Source organism: Streptomyces sp. NPDC028298 (genome assembly GCF_055565895.1).
Window position 1 is genome coordinate 887,781 of the sequence record NZ_JBVHTL010000002.1, and the last position, 15,813, is coordinate 903,593.

Here is a 15,813-nt window from a genome sequence, read left to right on the forward strand (position 1 = left end):
TAGTGCTTGTACCAGGATAAGGAGACTCTGGTACCCGTCTGAGGACAGGAGAAGTCTGGAGGGCGTGACCGAAACCGGAACTCTCACGACCACCGTCCGCGCCCCCGCCGCGCCACCCGCCCTCGGCGGCCTCGGACTCTTCACGGTGCTGCTCGGCGCGGCGCTGCCCCTGATCGACTTCTTCATCGTCAACGTGGCCCTTCCGACCATCGGGCAGGACCTGCACGCGAGCGAGGCGATCCTCGAACTCGTCGTCGCCGGCTACGGGGTCGCGTACGCCGTCCTGCTCGTCCTCGGTGGTCGCCTCGGCGACCTGTTCGGGCGCCGTCGGCTCTTCCTCGGCGGTATGGCGGCCTTCGGCCTGACCTCGCTCGCCTGCGGGCTCGCGCCCACCGCGTGGACCCTGGTGGCGGCGCGGGTCGCCCAGGGCGCGGCCTCCGCGGCGATGCTGCCGCAGGTCCTCGCCACCATCCAGTCGGCGACCTCCGGGCCCCGCCGCGCCAAGGCGATGGGTCTGTACGGCGCCACGGCCGGGCTGTCCATGGTCGCCGGGCAGATCCTCGGCGGACTGCTGGTCGCGGCCGACATCGCGGGCACCGGCTGGCGCTCGGTGTTCCTCGTGAACGTGCCCGTCGTCGTGCTCGGTCTCGTCCTGGCCCGCCGTGCCGTCCCCGAGACCCGCTCGCAGCGCCCGGAGCCGATCGACGCCCCCGGCACGGTCCTGCTGGCGGTCGCGCTGCTGGCGCTGCTCGCGCCGCTCACCGAGGGCCGGGCCGCGGGCTGGCCGCTGTGGACCTGGGTGTCCCTGGCCCTGTTCCCGCCGGCCGTCGCCGCCTTCTACCTCGTCGAACGCCGCGCGGACCGGCAGGGCCGGACCCCTCTGGTGCCGCCGAGCCTGTTCGAGCTGACCTCGCTGCGCCGGGGCCTGATCATGATCGTGCCGTTCTCCATCGGCTTCAGCGGGTTCATGTTCGTGATCGCGGTGGCGTTGCAGCGGGGCGAGGGGCTCGGTCCGGTCCCGGCGGGGCTGGCCCTCGCGCCCATGGCGGTCGTCTTCTTCGTCACCTCGCTGTGCGGGCCCCGGCTGATCGCCCGCTTCGGGACGCGGGTCGTGACCGCGGGCGGGCTGATCCAGGCGGTGGGCCTGGGGCTCATCACGCTGGCCGCCTGGCGCTCGTGGCCGGACCTCGGGGTGGTGGAACTGCTGCCCGGAGCGGCCGTCGCCGGAGCCGGCCAGGCGCTCCAGCTCCCCGTCCTGATCCGGATCATCCTCTCCGAGGTGCCGCCCGAGCGGGCCGGCGTGGGCAGTGGCGTGATGGCCACCACCCAGCAGGCGGCACTCGCCGTCGGGGTGGCCACCCTCGGCACGCTGTTCCTGTCCCTGGTCCCGTCCCACGGCATGCGGGACGCGCTGGTGACGACCCTCCTGGCCCAGTTGGCGGGCGTGGCCCTGACCACGGCCCTGAGCCTGCGGCTGCCCCGCCGGATCCACTGAGGCGGCGGGCCGGGGCCTTCGCCCCCACGCGCCGACGGACCGGCCGTACCCGCCGGGGCACCGGTGCCCGACCCCGTACCGGTGCCCGGCCCCGCCGCCGCGGGGGACTCCCACCCGGCCCCCGGCCCAGCCCCCGGGGCCCTTCGCCCGGCCACCGGCATATGCACTGGCCCTGAGGGTGCCGGCTTCCCCTCAGGGGCTGTTGACACCAGTGGTGCGTCATGTCGTACTGAGTCGCACCGAAGTCGAACGGAGCGTGCCCGGCGATGGCCGGTGGTCTCCGTCCGGCCTACCCGCGATCCACGATCCACGATCCGAGGAGACTCCGTGGCCGAGATCAAGATGCGCGCGCCGGACGGGAGAAAGACCCGGGACGACAGCACATCCGGACACTGAGCTATCCCACGCCCGCCGACGTCACCCGCACCGCCGAGGCACTGACCGCCCAGCATCCCGGCCTGTGCCGGCTGAGCACCATCGGCCACTCCCGGCACGGACTCCCGCTGCGGATGCTGAGCGTCGGAAACGGGCCACGGCACGCCCTCGTGGTCGCGGGCGCACACCCCAACGAGTACGTCGGCGGGGGCACCCTCCTGGCGCTGGCCCACCGGGCACTGGGCGGCGAACGGCCGGGCACCGTGTGGCACTTGGTGCTGTGTCTCGACCCGGACGGAGCGCGCCTCAACGAAGGCGGGCACCGGGCCGACACCCTGTTCGGCCACTACCGGTCCTTCTTCCGCCCGACGGCCGACGAACAGCCCGAGTGGGCCCCCGCGCTGCCCCGCCCGCGGTTCCTGCCGGAGAGCCGCGCCCTGCTCGACGTCATCCGCAGACTGCGGCCCTACATCCAGATCTCCCTGCACAGCACGGACATCGGCGGCACCTTCGCCCAGCTCACCCGGGACGTCCCGGGTCTCGACCGGACCCTCGCCACGTCCGCGGAACGGCTCGGCATCCCCGTCGAGAGGGCCCCGCTGGACGCCCTGCACTGGCCCACGAGCGCGCCCGGCGTCTTCGTCCTGCCGCCGCCCGGAGCGCCCGAACGCCCCACCGCCTTCCCGGAGAACGCCCACCGCTCCACCTGGCTCGCCCCGCACGCCCACGGCGGTGTCACCGCGGTCCTGGAGGTACCAGTCTGGGCCGCCGCCGGTTTCGCCGACCTCGCGCCCCATCCCGCCCCGGAACAACGGCTGCGGCACTGGGCGGACCGGCTGCGGGACTACGCCCACACCGTCCGCGGCCACTACGAACGGGCCCGCCCCCATCTCCCGGCCCCCGGCCCCGGTCCGGCCTTCAGCATGCGCCGGGCCGTGGCCGAAACGCTGCGCGTGTGCGGCCCGTTGGCCGACAGCTGGGACCCCGCGCACCCGTCGTTCACCCCGCTCCCCGGCCTCACCCGGGCCCGCACGGCCAGCATCGAGGGCTTCGCCCGGCGAACCCCGCTCCGGGCCGCCGCCATGCTGCTGCGCCTCCTCGAGGAGTACGCGCCCGCGCCGGGGACCGCGGCCCAACGCACCGAGCTGGAAGCCCTCGTGGCGCGCTGGTGCGCCGCCTACTCGGCGAGCTTCACGGCGACGTGGGTTCCGGTGGACCGGCAGATAGAACACCAGGTCAACGTCACCACGGCCGCCGTCGAGGCCGCCGAGGGGCACCTCGCCGCCTCGTGACCGCGGGCACGACCGCGCCCGGCCCCACCGAAGTCACCGCCGAAGAACCCCCGTTGATCTTCACCATGCTGCACACTCCTTGCTGCGCAGACGAAGCGGGAGAACCAGGAGGTGTCATGCTTCAGATCAACACGAGCAAAGTGAGCCGCTGGGACCAGCACGGCCGCGAGCACACCGTCCACGTGCAACGGGCGGGCGTCCAGCGCACCATCCGGTGCGAGACGTGCGGATGGCGCAAAAACACCCAGTTCCTCCCCTGGCTGAAGGCCGAGGAACACCTGGCCGAGGAGCACCAGGCGACGGTCGACCCGAAAGAGGCCTGAACCGCGGTATCGGGAGCGACCCTTCGGCCACTTTGGTCCAGACCTATTGACGAAAGGTCTGGACCGCGCGACTGTCATGCCTACGACACCTCACCGCACCCCCACCGGGAGGGCCTCGCATGATGCGCCGGAGACTGCGTCTGCTCGTCGTGGCACTGGCCGCGGCCGTTCTCGTCCCGCTGTCCGGCGCGGGTGCCCCCGGCGCCTTCGCCGCGGACACCTGCGCCGTGAAGTCCCGTCCCGCCGGAAAGGTCCTCCAGGGGTACTGGGAGAACTGGGACGGCGCGGCCAACGGCGTGCACCCGCCCTTCGGGTGGACGCCGATCACCGACTCCCGTATCGCCGCGCACGGCTACAACGTGATCGACGCGGCGTTCCCCGTCATCCGCTCGGACGGCACCGCGCTGTGGGAGGACGGCATGGACACGGGCGTGAAGGTCGCCACGCCCGCCGAGATGTGCGCGGCCAAGGCGTCGGGGCAGACCATCCTGCTGTCCATCGGCGGGGCGGCCGCCGGCATCGACCTGAGCTCGTCCGCGGTCGCCGACCGTTTCGTCGCGACGATCGTGCCCATCCTGCGGAAGTACAACTTCGACGGCATCGACATCGACATCGAGACCGGGCTCGTCGGCAGCGGCAGCATCGGTCAACTCTCCGCGTCACAGGCCAACCTGATCCGGATCATCGACGGGGTGCTGTCCCGGATGCCGTCGAACTTCGGGCTGACGATGGCTCCGGAGACCGCCTACGTCACCGGCGGCAGCATCACGTACGGCTCGATCTGGGGCGCGTACCTGCCCATCGTGAAGAAGTACGCGGACAACGGGCGGCTGTGGTGGCTGAACATGCAGTACTACAACGGCAGCATGTACGGCTGCTCCGGTGACTCCTACTCCGCGGGGACCGTCCAGGGCTTCACCGCCCAGACGGACTGCCTCGACAAGGGGCTCGTGGTGCAGGGGACCACCATCAGGGTTCCCTACGACAAGCAGGTCCCCGGGCTGCCGGCCCAGGCCGGCGCGGGCGGCGGCTACATGGCGCCGAGCCTCGTCTCCCAGGCCTGGCGCCACTACGGCACCTCCCTCAAGGGCCTGATGACGTGGTCGGTCAACTGGGACGGCTCGAAGAACTGGACCTTCGGCGACAACGTGAAGGCGCTCCAGGGCCGCTGAGGACGCCGGGGCGAAGGACGGCCGCCCCGGTCAGAGAACGCCCGGACACCCCATGGTCCGGGACACCGCGAAGCCCCCGCCTCCCTGCCGGGAAACGGGGGCTTCGCGCACGGCGTGCGGTGCCTGGATCAGCAGCCGACGAGACGCGCGGCCAGGTAGCCCTCGATCTGGTCGAGCGAGACACGCTCCTGCTTCATCGAGTCGCGCTCGCGCACCGTGACGGCGTTGTCGTCGAGGGTGTCGAAGTCGACGGTGACGCAGAACGGCGTGCCGATCTCGTCCTGACGGCGGTAGCGGCGGCCGATGGCGCCGGCGTCGTCGAACTCGATGTTCCAGTGCTGGCGCAGCGCCGCGGCGAGACCCTTGGCCTTCGGGGACAGGTCCGCGTTGCGGGACAGCGGCAGGACCGCGGCCTTCACCGGGGCGAGGCGGTGGTCGAGGCGCAGCACCGTGCGCTTCTCCATCTTGCCCTTGGCGTTCGGGGCCTCGTCCTCGACGTAGGCGTCGAGCAGGAAGGCGAGCATGGCGCGGCCGACACCGGCGGCGGGCTCGATGACGTAGGGGGTCCAGCGCTCCTGGGCCTCCTGGTCGTAGTACGCGAGGTCCTGGCCGGAGGCCTTGGAGTGCGCGCCGAGGTCGTAGTCGGTGCGGTTCGCGACGCCCTCCAGCTCACCCCACTCGTTGCCGCCGAACTGGAAGCGGTACTCGATGTCGGCGGTGCGCTTGGAGTAGTGGGAGAGCTTCTCCTTCGGGTGCTCGTACCACCGCATGTTCTCCTCGCGCAGGCCGAGACCGGTGTACCAGTTCCAGCGCTGCTCCATCCAGTACTCCTGCCACTGCTCGTCCTCGCCCGGCTTGACGAAGAACTCCATCTCCATCTGCTCGAACTCGCGTGTGCGGAAGATGAAGTTGCCGGGCGTGATCTCGTTGCGGAAGGACTTGCCCATCTGGGCGATACCGAACGGCGGCTTCTTGCGCGAGGCGGTCTGCACGCTGGCGAAGTTGGTGAAGATGCCCTGGGCGGTCTCGGGGCGCAGGTAGGCGACGGAGCCGCTGTCCTGGGTCGGGCCGAGGTGGGTGGAGAGCAGGCCCGAGAACTGCTTGGGCTCGGTGAAGGTGCCCTTGTTTCCGCAGTTGGGGCAGTTGAGGTCGGCGAGGCCGTTCTCCGGGAGGCGGCCGTGCTTGGCCTCGTAGTGCTCCTCCAGGTGGTCGGCGCGGAACCGCTTGTGGCACGAGGTGCACTCGGTCAGCGGGTCCGTGAAGGTGGCGACGTGACCGGAGGCGACCCACACCTCGGGGGCCAGGATCACGGACGAGTCGAGACCGACCACGTCCTCGCGCGACGTGACCATGTAGCGCCACCACTGGCGCTTCAGGTTCTCCTTGAGTTCGACGCCGAGCGGGCCGTAGTCCCAAGCGGCACGCTGTCCGCCGTAGATCTCACTACAGGGGAAAACGAAGCCACGGCGCTTGCTCAGGCTGACGATTGAATCGATCTTGTCGGCGGCCACGGTGCTCTCTTCATTACGAACGGACGGCAGCGAATGCTTCAGGTTACCGGCGTCGCCCACCCCCGCATCAAATCGGTTCCCGCGGTAGGCCGCTTCCTGCCGGTTGGATCCAGTTGATACCCGTTGCCGGAGCCCGCGCCGGCCCCGTCACGAGGGCTTGTTGACAATCGTTTCCAGATTTGTTGAAAATGACTGTCATGAACGTACGACGACGCCTCATATCGGGGTCCGCCGCCGTGGCGGCCACCGCCCTCGGCCTCGGCACCCTCTCGGCCTGCTCGGGTTCCGCGGCGGCCGACGCCCGGAACGACGGCCGACTCGACGTGGTCGCGTCGTTCTACCCGCTCCAGTACCTCGCCGAGGAGATCGGCGGCTCGCACGTGAGCGTCACGAACCTGACCCGGCCCGGCCAGGAACCGCACGACCTGGAGATCAGCGCCCGCGAGACCGCGCGGCTCCAGGAGGCCGACGCGGTGTTCTACCTCAAGAACCTCCAGCCGGCCGTCGACGACGCGGTCGCCCAGTCCGGCGTGAGGATCAAGGTCGACGCCGCCTCGCTGACCACGCTGGAGAAGCACGGCAACGAGGTCGGCGGGCACGCCGCCGCGCACGACCACAGCGAGGGCGAGGACTCCGGAGCCGCCGACCCGCACGTCTGGCTCGACCCCGTGCGCTTCGGCCAGGTGGCCGAGGGCGTGTCGGCCGCGCTGAAGAAGGCCGACCCGAAGCACGCCGCGGACTACGACAAGAACATGGCCGCGCTGCGGAAGAAGTTCACCGCGCTGGACGAGGACTTCCGCGACGGACTCGCGAACACGAGGACCAAGACCTTCATCACCACCCACGCCGCGTTCGGCTACCTCGCCGAGCGCTACGGGCTCACCGAGGAGGCCGTCAACGGCCTCGACCCCGAGTCGGAGCCCAGCGCGAACCGGGTGAAGGCCCTGGAGAACCTGGCGAAGGCCGACGGCGTCACGACGGTGTTCTACGAGACGCTCGTCAGCGACCGGACCGCCGGCACGATCGCCCGGGACGTGGGGCTGCGGACGGACGTCCTCGACCCCCTCGAAGGCATCACCGACAAGTCCAAGGGCAGCGACTACATGCAGGTCATGCGGTCGAACCTGAAGGCCCTCCAGACGGCTCTGGGAACGAAGTGATCACTGTGGAGGACGCCGTGAACGAGTCCGTCGTATCCCTGCGCGGTGTCCGGGCGGAGCTGGGTTCGCGCCCGGTCCTGCGCGGCATGGACCTGACCGTGCGCCGCGGAGAGGTCGTCGCCCTGCTCGGCGCGAACGGCTCCGGCAAGTCGACCGCCGTGCGCAGCGTCATCGGCCAGGTCGCCGTCAGCGCCGGTGAGATCGAGATCTTCGGCGTTCCGCGCCGCCGCTTCCGCGACTGGCACCGGGTGGGCTACGTCCCGCAGCGGACCACGGCCGCGGGCGGCGTGCCGGCGACGGTCACCGAGATCGTCGTCTCGGGCCGGCTTTCGCGCGCCCGCCTCGGCATCCTGCGCAAGGCCGACCACGCGGCCGTACGACGGGCCCTGGAGCTCGTCGGGATGGCCGACCGCGCCAAGGACTCCGTGAACGCCCTGTCGGGCGGACAGCACCAGCGGGTCCTCATCGCCCGCGCGCTGGCCTCCGAACCCGAACTGCTGATCATGGACGAGCCGATGGCGGGCGTGGACCTCGCCAGCCAGGAGGTGCTGGCCGCCACCCTGCGCGACCAGGTCGCCCAGGGCACGTCCGTGCTGCTCGTCCTGCACGAGCTGGGCCCGCTGGAGCCGCTGATCGACCGCGCGGTCGTGCTGCGGGACGGCTGCGTCCTGCACGACGGCCCGCCGCCGAGAGCGGTCGGCCAGCACGCCCTGCCCGGCCACGACCACGTACACCCGCACGCGGCCCACGACGCCGAACCCCTCCGGACGGGACTGCTCAGCTGATGGACATCCTCGACTACGCCTTCATGCAGCGGGCGCTGCTCGCCGCCGTCCTGGTGGGCGTCATCGCGCCCGCCGTCGGCATCTACCTCGTCCAGCGCCGTCAGGCCCTGATGGGCGACGGCATCGGCCATGTGGCGATGACGGGCGTCGGCCTCGGCTTCCTGCTCAACACGTCACCGGTGTGGATGGCGACGGCCGTGTCCGTGCTGGGCGCCGTGCTCATGGAGCTGATCCGCTGGTACGGAAAGACGCGCGGGGACATCGCGCTGGCCATGCTCTTCTACGGGGGCATGGCGGGCGGCGTGATGTTCACCAGCCTCGCGGGCGGCTCGACCGCCAACCTGACCTCGTACCTCTTCGGCTCGCTGTCGACGGTGAGCGCCTCCGACGTGACGGCGATCTTCCTGCTGGCCGCCTTCGTCCTGGTGGTCACGCTCGGGCTGCGGCGGCAGTTGTTCGCGGTCAGCCAGGACGAGGAGTTCGCGCGGGTGACCGGTCTGCCGGTGCGGGCCCTGAACCTGCTGACGGCCGTCACGGCGGCGGTCACGGTGACCGTCGCGATGCGCGTGGTCGGCCTGCTGCTGGTGAGCGCGCTGATGGTGGTGCCGGTCGCGGCGGCCCAGCAGCTCACCCGCAGCTTCGCGGCGACCTTCGCCGTCGCCGTGGCGATCGGGGTGAGCGTGACGATCGGCGGCACGGTGACGTCGTTCTACCAGGACGTGCCGCCCGGCTCGACCATCGTGCTGCTGACCATCGGCGCGTTCATCGCGCTGACGGCGCTGGCGTCACCGCTGGCGCGGCGCCGGGCCCGGGCCGCGGCCGCGGCGCAGGCCGCCGGGGATCCCGCGGAGTGCGCGATTCCGGCCACCCGCGGACCGGAGAGCGCCGTCGGCGTCTGACCGGGCCCTGCCCGGGCTGGCACAATGGCCGGGCAAGCGCAGACCGCGAGGAGGCAACGGTGACAACCGCTGGATCGCCCGTCCGGGGCCGCTCCACCCGGCAGCGTGCCGCCGTGGCGGCGGCACTCGACGAGGTGACCGAGTTCCGCAGCGCGCAGGAGCTCCACGACATGCTCAAGCACAAGGGCGACTCGGTCGGGCTCACCACCGTCTACCGCACGCTCCAGTCCCTCGCCGACGCCGGCGAGGTCGACGTGCTGCGCACCTCGGAGGGCGAGTCCGTCTACCGGCGCTGCTCCACCGGCGAGCACCACCACCACCTCGTCTGCCGCGTCTGCGGCAAGGCCGTGGAGGTGGAGGGCCCCGCGGTGGAGAAGTGGGCGGAGGCCATCGCCGCGGAGCACGGCTACGTGAACGTGGCGCACACCGTGGAGATCTTCGGTACGTGCGCGGAGTGCGCGTCGGCGAACACCTGAGCCCCTCGCGGGGCGCGGGGGCTCAGGCCCGGGTCAGGTGACGGTCGAGGACCGCTCGCAGCCGGTCCACGTCCCCGGGGGCGCGCACGGCCCGCTTGGGCAGCACGGTGAAGCAGCTCGCGTTCTTGTCGGGGCTCATCATGAGGAAGACGTCCGCCGTCTCCCGGTAGCGGGGCTGCGCGACCCAGTTGAGGTCCGTGGTGGCGTTGTCCGTGGCGACCGTCACCCCGGTGTCCGTGACGGTCACGCGGAAGGTGCCCTGGCGCTGGGCGAGGCGCTGGAACTGGCGGGCCATGAGCCGGGGCATGAAGGCGACCAGAACCGCGCAGAGCAGCAGCCAGATCAGCGCGAAGTCCGGCGCTTCCCCGCTGATCAGCGTGGCCACGATCCCCATGACGGCGAAGAAGCCCACGAGAGCGAACATCCCGCGCTGGATCCGGGCCGACCTGGCGACCTTGGCGCGTGCCCGCAGCGCCGACCTGAAGTCCGCGACGACCGGTGTGTACTCCAGCTCGACGACGTCCGCCCCGGCGCCCTGCGGCCGCTCCGGCGACTCCTGCTGCCGCGCGGCGCCCTGATCCTCGACCACGGCCCCTCCCCAGTTCGGTGGTGATGAGCCGTGATCGTAACGCCGGATCCGAACGCGCCCGCGGGCGGCGGGTGTCAGGACCCGTCGCCCCGCATGGCCTGCTCCATCGCGAGCAGTTGCTCGTTCGGGACGGCGCCGCCGAAGCGGCGGTCGCGCTGGGCGTACTCGACGCAGGCCCGCCACAGGTCACGCCGGTCGAAGTCGGGCCACAGCACGTCCTGGAAGACCATCTCGGCGTAGGCGCTCTGCCACAGCAGGTAGTTGGAGGTGCGCTGCTCGCCGCTCGGGCGCAGGAACAGGTCCACGTCCGGCATGTCCGGGTAGTACATGTACTTCTGGAGGGTCTTCTCGGTGACCTTGGACGGGTCGAGGCGGCCGGCCTTCACGTCCTCGGCCAGCGCCTGCGCCGCGTCCGCGATCTCGGCGCGACCGCCGTAGTTCATGCAGAAGTACAGCGTGAGCGCGTCGTTGTCCTTGGTCTGCTCCTGGGCGATCTGGAGCTCCTTGGCGACGGACTTCCACAGCTTGGGCATCCGGCCCACCCAGCGCACCCGGATGCCGAGGCCGTCGAGGGTGTCGCGGGTCTTGCGGATGAAGTCGCGGTTGAAGTTCATCAGGAAGCGCACCTCGTCGGGCGAGCGCTTCCAGTTCTCCGTGGAGAAGGCGTAGAGGGAGATGCTGCCGACGCCGACCTCGACCGCGCCCTGGAGGACGTCGAGGACGCGCTCGGCTCCGACCTTGTGCCCCTCGGTGCGCGGCAGCCCGCGCTCCTTGGCCCAGCGGCCGTTCCCGTCCATGACGATCGCCACGTGGTTCGGGACGAGCTCCCCGGGGAGTTTGGGCGCGCGGGCACCGGAGGGGTGCGGTTCCGGTGCCTTGTACTCGCGGCGCCGACCGCCCAGGATCCCGCGTACGACCATGTGCTTCTCGTCTCCCTCTTGCTCGCGTGCGCAGGGCGCCCGTCTCGTTGTGCGTGTTGTTCTCTGCCGCGCTCGCGCGCCTTCGCCGCCCCGGAACCCCCCGGGCGCGGCGCCTACTTCTCCACGTACCGCAAGGAACGCAGTCCGCGCTCCAGATGCCAGTGCAGATAGGCCGACACCAGCCCGCTGCCCTCCCGGACGTGCCGCGGCTCGCACGCGTCCGCGGTCGCCCAGTCTCCCGTGAGCAGAGCGCCGAGGAGTTCGAGGGCCTGAGGCGAGGGTACGACGCTGCCGGGCACCCGGCAGTCGACGCAGACGGTTCCTCCCGCCGCGACCGAGAAGAACCGGTTCGGTCCCGGCATGCCGCATTTGGCACAGTCGCTGAAGCTGGGCGCGTAGCCGTTGACCGCGAGGGAGCGCAGCAGGAAGGCGTCGAGGACGAGGTGCGGTTCGTGCTCGCCCCGGGCGAGGGTGCGGAGCCCGCCGACGAGCAGCAGATACTGCTGCACCGCGGGCTCGCCCTCGTGGTCGGTGAACCGCTCGGCGGTCTCCAGCATCGCGGTGCCCGCGGTGTAGCGCGGGTAGTCGGTGACGATCCCGCCACCGTACGGAGCGATCGTCTCGCTCTGGGTGCACAGGGGCAGCCCGCGGCCGATCAGTTCGCTGCCCCGGGCGAAGAACTGCACGTCCACGTGGGAGAAGGGTTCGAGGCGCGCCCCGAACTTCGACTTGGTCCGCCGGACACCGCGCGCCACCGCCCGTACCCGGCCGTGACCGCGCGTGAGCAGCGTGATGATCCGGTCCGCCTCACCCAGCTTCTGGGTGCGCAGCACGATGCCGTCGTCGCGGAACAGACTCATGCGGCCCATTCTCGCCTACGGCACGCGCCACCCGGCCCGGTCGGACCGCATTGTTCCTGGGACCCTCGTCACGGCACCTCGCCGCGGCTGCGGGCGTTGGCGTACGCGGTCGCCGCGCTGATCCGTTCCGTCGGGGTCGCCTGCCGGACGGCCTCCGGCCTGCAGTCCCACTCCCTGCCGCCGCCGAGCGGTCTGAGCTGTACGTACGGCCCCTCGTGCCCCATGACCACGCCGAACCTGCCCGTGCGGGTGTCGACGGCGCAGGAGCCGGTCGGGGGCGGCGCCGCCTTCATCGCAGGGCCGCCGCGAGCCGTGTCGCCGTCCGTAAGTGCTGCACAGTCTCCTCCGCCTCTTCGACGCGGTGCGCCGAGTCCCGCCGCCCCGTCGGCCGGCGTGTGTACGTGGGTCTGTCCGTGCGTGCTTCCGTGCTTGCGTCCGTGCTGTCGTCCGTGCGTAGGCGCTCGTGCTCATGCCGTTCAGAACAGGAACGACGCAGGGACGACACAGGTTTCACGCAAGTGGAAGTGGAAGCTCGGGTTTTCGTCTCCGGTGGCCGTCCGGCGGGTCCGAACGGACACCGCACGGCCGCTGACCGGCGGGTCGCCGTCCCGCGTGCGGACGGCGCCGAACTCCCGCCGCCGGACGCCTCGTTCGACTCCGTCGTCGGCTCCAGGTGCCCGCGCCGCTCACGAGGACGGCGTCTTCGCGGAGGCCGCGCGTATCAGTTCCGCGCGCCGAAGCGGCGTACGTACGCGCGCTGCCACGGCGTCTCCACCGCGTGCCGGTCGTAGTGCCGGCGTACGTACGCCACCGCTTCCCGGGGCGGTACGCCGTCGAGGACGGCCAGGCATGCCAGGGCCGTGCCGGTGCGGCCCCGGCCGCCGAAGCAGGCGATCTCGACGCGCTCGCCGGCCGCCCGCCGCCAGGCCTCCGTGAGCACCGCGCGGGCCTCCGCCCGGTCGGCGGGCAGCCGGAAGTCGGGCCAGCGCAGCCAGTGGGCCTCCCAGGGAACCGGGGGCGGCGGTCCGCCGAGCAGGTACACGGCGTACGCCGGCACGGGACCGCCGTCGTCAGGAAGCGGCCGGCGCAGCCCCCGGCCCCGGATCAGCCGGCCGGAGGGCAGGGACAGCACCCCCGCGCCTTCCGGGTCCCAGAGACCAGCGTCGGCTGGGGAGCCCGGCGAGGAGTCGGGGTCGATGTCGGCCATGGGTGCAGCGTAGGACGCGCCGGGGGCGGAGAACCGAGGCGGGTGGCCCGGGAGCAGGAGGTCCGGGAGCAGCGGGGCCGCGCGCGGGGAGCCGGGGAGGCGGGTTCGTTTCAGCTCACGCCGCGGGAGCCCTGGGCGGCGCGGGCCTCGATGCCGCGGAAGTGGTCGGCCATCGCGCGCTGGGCGCCCTCGACGTCCCGTACCCGCAGGGCGGTGAGGATGTCGCGGTGGCGGCGGGCCGTGACCTCCGGGGTGATGTCGTCGGCCCAGCCGCGCACCACGGCGACCCGCCGGAAGACGGTCCAGAACGCGCCGAGCAACTGGGGGACGAGCGGGTTGCCGAGCGATGCGTACAGCAACTCGTGGAACCTGCTGTCGAGTTCGGGGAAGGAGCGGCCGTCGTCCCCCGCCGTCTCCATCTCGGCGACGACGGCTTCGAGCCGGTCCAGCTCCTCCTCGGTCAGCACCTGGGCCACCCGGCTTATCAGCCCCTCCTCCAGCACTTCACGGACCTGGAGGATCTCGGCCAGCGCCGCGGTCGGATCGTCCGGACGGGCGAGCGTGCGGAAGGTCAGTCCGTCGACGAACGGCGTCATGGACGCCTCACCCACATAGGTGCCGTAGCCGTGCCGGATCTCGACTATGTCGAGCGCCTGAAGGGCCTTGAGCGCCTCGCGGACCGAGTTGCGGCTCACGCCGAGATCGTTCATCAGCTCGGTCTCGGTGGGCAGCGGCGCACCGGCCGGAAGCCCCTGGTCGAGGATCAGTTGCATGACCTCGCGCTGGATCTGGCTGCTCACCCGGCGCTCGGGCCTGCGCCGGTTCCCGGTCTCCTCAGGCATGCGCCGCATCGTACGCTCGCTGGACATCGGACGTCCCACCTCCGGGCTGATTAAACGCCAAGTTCGGCCAACTGCCCCTGTTTCATACCGCCATTGGTCGCACCTGTGGAAGATACGCCATTCGTGTGCGGCCCCTTGACCCCCTCCGCGCCCCCTCCTATGGTCGCGCTGCCCCCCATGACGTAGGACGTCGTATCTCCTGCGTCCCGGGCCGGCGAACCGACCGCTCCACCGCCTCACCGGACCGCTCAACTGGACCACTCCTTGCTGGAGGAACCGTGCGCGACGTGAACCCCACTCCGGCGCCGCACCGCCGGTCGTTCCTGAAGTACACCGGGGCCCTGGGCGCGGCCGCCGCCCTCTCCTCGACGCTCGGCGCCTGCTCGTCCGGGCCCGAGTCGACGAACGACACCGGCGGTTCGGGCAGCGGACAGAACGCCACGCTGACGGCCGTGATCGGCTACGGGAACGACGGAAGCTGGGACCCGACGCAGACCGCGTCCGCCTTCTGCATGGCCGCCAACAACCATGTCTACGAAGGCCTGCTCGACACCGACCCGATCTCCCGCGAGCCCTACGCCGCGCTCGCCACCCAGGTGCCCGCCGACCTCACCGGCACCTCCTGGAAGTTCACGCTGCGCGCCGGTGCCACGTTCCACGACGGGAAGCCGGTGACCGCCGACGACGTGGTCTTCGTGTTCGACCGGATCCTCGACCCGAAGACCCAGACCCTCGCCAAGGGCTTCTTCGCGAACTGGCTGAAGGAGGTCCGCAAGATCGACGCGCAGAACGTCGAACTGGTCCTCAAGTTCCCCTTCCCCGAAGGGATCTCCCGGCTCACCCTGGCGAAGATCATGCCCAAGCACGTCTTCTCCCGGCCGGGCGCCTGGGACGACGCGATCAAGGGCAAGGCGGTCGGTTCGGGCCCCTACCGGCAGACCGCGCACCACCCGAAGTCCAACACGACGTTCGAGGCGTTCGCCGCCTACAACGGACCGCGCAGGGCCGCCTTCAAGAAGATGAACTGGCTGACCATAGTGGACGCCGCGCCCCGCGTCGCGAAGATCTCCGGGGCGAGCGCCGGGGCCCAGATCGCCGACAACATCCCGTACGCCAACATCGCGCAGCTCCGCAAGGGCGGCATGACCGTCCAGGGCGGCGCCGGCATGAACAACCTGTTCCTGATGTTCAACACCCGGCACAAGCCGTTCGACGACGTCCGCGTCCGTCAGGCCCTGCACTACGCCATCGACACCGACAAGATGGTCGAGGTCGCGCTCAAGGGGCACGGGAAGCCGTCGAGTTCCTTCCTCAACGAGGCCAACCCCTCCTACCGGCCCGCGAAGACCGTCTACTCGTACGACCCGGAGAAGGCGAAGAAGCTCCTGAAGGAGGCCGGGGTCAAGGGGCTGAAGATCGAGATCCTGTCGGTGAACGTGAGCTGGATCGTCGACTGCCTGCCGACCGTCAAGGCGTCCTGGGACGCGATCGGCGTGGAGACGACGCTGTCCCCGCAGGAGACCACGGCCGTGTTCACCAAGATGGACCAGAAGCAGGACTACCAGGTCGTCGCGGCCGCCTCGAACCCCAACCAGTTCGGCCTCGACGCCGACCTGATCATGCACTACAACTACGGCCCCCAGAACCTCTGGATGGGCTACGCCCGCTGGGCCGGCGACCCCGTCGCGAAGCAGCTCTTCAAGGACATGGACCGGGCGACCCAGGAACCGGACGCCGACAAGAAGAGGACGATGATCCAGGACTACATCGACGTCGTCGCCGAACAGGCCGTGCTCTACCCGGTCGTGCACAACGAGCTGATGACGGCGTGGAATCCGCGCCGGCTCGCGGGGATAAGGCCCCAGCCCTATCCGGGCATCAACCTGCTGCAAGCCAAGTGGGTCTAG

At 71.1% G+C, this 15,813-nt stretch carries 16 protein-coding genes; 9 read left to right on the plus strand and 7 right to left on the minus strand.

The features are described from left to right. The first annotated feature begins 64 nt into the window (after positions 1 to 64). From ACZ4TO_RS12445 to ACZ4TO_RS12460, 4 genes are all read left to right on the plus strand, one after another. Positions 65 to 1,495 carry an MFS transporter gene (locus ACZ4TO_RS12445; protein ID WP_468024132.1) on the plus strand — a complete coding sequence of 477 codons (1,431 nt, stop codon included), beginning with the start codon at positions 65 to 67 and terminating at the stop codon, positions 1,493 to 1,495. A 266-nt stretch (positions 1,496 to 1,761) separates the two neighbouring features. Next, complete coding sequence (locus tag ACZ4TO_RS12450; RefSeq protein ID WP_382782249.1) at positions 1,762 to 3,162, plus strand: M14 family zinc carboxypeptidase; 1,401 nt, start codon at positions 1,762 to 1,764, stop codon at positions 3,160 to 3,162. Between the two features lie 116 nt (positions 3,163 to 3,278). Beyond that, complete coding sequence (locus ACZ4TO_RS12455; RefSeq protein WP_037618679.1) at positions 3,279 to 3,485, plus strand: hypothetical protein; 207 nt, start codon at positions 3,279 to 3,281, stop codon at positions 3,483 to 3,485. A gap of 119 nt (positions 3,486 to 3,604) precedes the next feature. Then, positions 3,605 to 4,657, plus strand: a complete 1,053-nt coding sequence (locus ACZ4TO_RS12460; RefSeq protein ID WP_468024133.1) for a chitinase — start codon at positions 3,605 to 3,607, stop codon at positions 4,655 to 4,657. A gap of 128 nt (positions 4,658 to 4,785) precedes the next feature. On the opposite strand, the gene ACZ4TO_RS12465 is transcribed toward ACZ4TO_RS12460, so the two are convergent. Beyond that, on the minus strand, positions 4,786 to 6,168 hold the full coding sequence (locus tag ACZ4TO_RS12465) for a glycine--tRNA ligase (protein ID WP_382782255.1): 1,383 nt from the start codon (positions 6,166 to 6,168) through the stop codon (positions 4,786 to 4,788). A 197-nt stretch (positions 6,169 to 6,365) separates the two neighbouring features. Here ACZ4TO_RS12465 and ACZ4TO_RS12470 point away from each other — a divergent pair, with 197 nt between their 5' ends. Genes ACZ4TO_RS12470 through ACZ4TO_RS12485 form a run of 4 tightly spaced genes read left to right on the plus strand, consistent with a single transcriptional unit; the run spans position 6,366 to position 9,488 of the window. Beyond that, positions 6,366 to 7,328, plus strand: a complete 963-nt coding sequence (locus ACZ4TO_RS12470) for a metal ABC transporter substrate-binding protein (protein WP_468024134.1) — start codon at positions 6,366 to 6,368, stop codon at positions 7,326 to 7,328. Next, complete coding sequence (locus tag ACZ4TO_RS12475) at positions 7,328 to 8,113, plus strand: metal ABC transporter ATP-binding protein (protein ID WP_382782761.1); 786 nt, start codon at positions 7,328 to 7,330, stop codon at positions 8,111 to 8,113. Before ACZ4TO_RS12470 ends, ACZ4TO_RS12475 begins: the two co-directional genes overlap by 1 nt. After that, on the plus strand, positions 8,113 to 9,012 hold the full coding sequence (locus tag ACZ4TO_RS12480; RefSeq protein ID WP_382782261.1) for a metal ABC transporter permease: 900 nt from the start codon (positions 8,113 to 8,115) through the stop codon (positions 9,010 to 9,012). Before ACZ4TO_RS12475 ends, ACZ4TO_RS12480 begins: the two co-directional genes overlap by 1 nt. 59 nt (positions 9,013 to 9,071) lie before the next feature. Further along, entirely contained in the window at positions 9,072 to 9,488 is a 417-nt protein-coding gene (locus tag ACZ4TO_RS12485; RefSeq protein ID WP_382782264.1) for a Fur family transcriptional regulator, read from the plus strand. A 22-nt stretch (positions 9,489 to 9,510) separates the two neighbouring features. Here the strand turns inward: ACZ4TO_RS12485 and ACZ4TO_RS12490 are convergent, their stop codons facing one another. From ACZ4TO_RS12490 to ACZ4TO_RS12515, 6 genes are all read right to left on the minus strand, one after another. Beyond that, the gene (locus ACZ4TO_RS12490) at positions 9,511 to 10,077 is read right to left on the minus strand and encodes a hypothetical protein (RefSeq protein ID WP_382782267.1); all 567 of its coding nucleotides are present in this window, start codon (positions 10,075 to 10,077) and stop codon (positions 9,511 to 9,513) included. 74 nt (positions 10,078 to 10,151) lie between these two features. Next, complete coding sequence (locus ACZ4TO_RS12495; RefSeq protein WP_382782270.1) at positions 10,152 to 10,997, minus strand: isoprenyl transferase; 846 nt, start codon at positions 10,995 to 10,997, stop codon at positions 10,152 to 10,154. Positions 10,998 to 11,110: 113 nt separating this feature from the next. Beyond that, positions 11,111 to 11,857 (minus strand): DNA repair protein RecO, encoded by a 747-nt coding sequence (gene recO, locus ACZ4TO_RS12500; protein WP_382782272.1) that lies wholly within the window; start codon positions 11,855 to 11,857, stop codon positions 11,111 to 11,113. A 68-nt stretch (positions 11,858 to 11,925) separates the two neighbouring features. Further along, positions 11,926 to 12,150 carry a hypothetical protein gene (locus tag ACZ4TO_RS12505; protein ID WP_382782276.1) on the minus strand — a complete coding sequence of 75 codons (225 nt, stop codon included), beginning with the start codon at positions 12,148 to 12,150 and terminating at the stop codon, positions 11,926 to 11,928. 428 nt (positions 12,151 to 12,578) lie between these two features. Further along, positions 12,579 to 13,064 (minus strand): protein-tyrosine phosphatase family protein, encoded by a 486-nt coding sequence (locus tag ACZ4TO_RS12510; protein ID WP_468024135.1) that lies wholly within the window; start codon positions 13,062 to 13,064, stop codon positions 12,579 to 12,581. 110 nt (positions 13,065 to 13,174) lie between these two features. Beyond that, the gene (locus ACZ4TO_RS12515) at positions 13,175 to 13,915 is read right to left on the minus strand and encodes a FadR/GntR family transcriptional regulator (protein WP_382782764.1); all 741 of its coding nucleotides are present in this window, start codon (positions 13,913 to 13,915) and stop codon (positions 13,175 to 13,177) included. A gap of 269 nt (positions 13,916 to 14,184) precedes the next feature. On the opposite strand from ACZ4TO_RS12515, the gene ACZ4TO_RS12520 reads away from it, so the two are divergent. Beyond that, entirely contained in the window at positions 14,185 to 15,813 is a 1,629-nt protein-coding gene (locus ACZ4TO_RS12520) for an ABC transporter substrate-binding protein (RefSeq protein WP_468024136.1), read from the plus strand.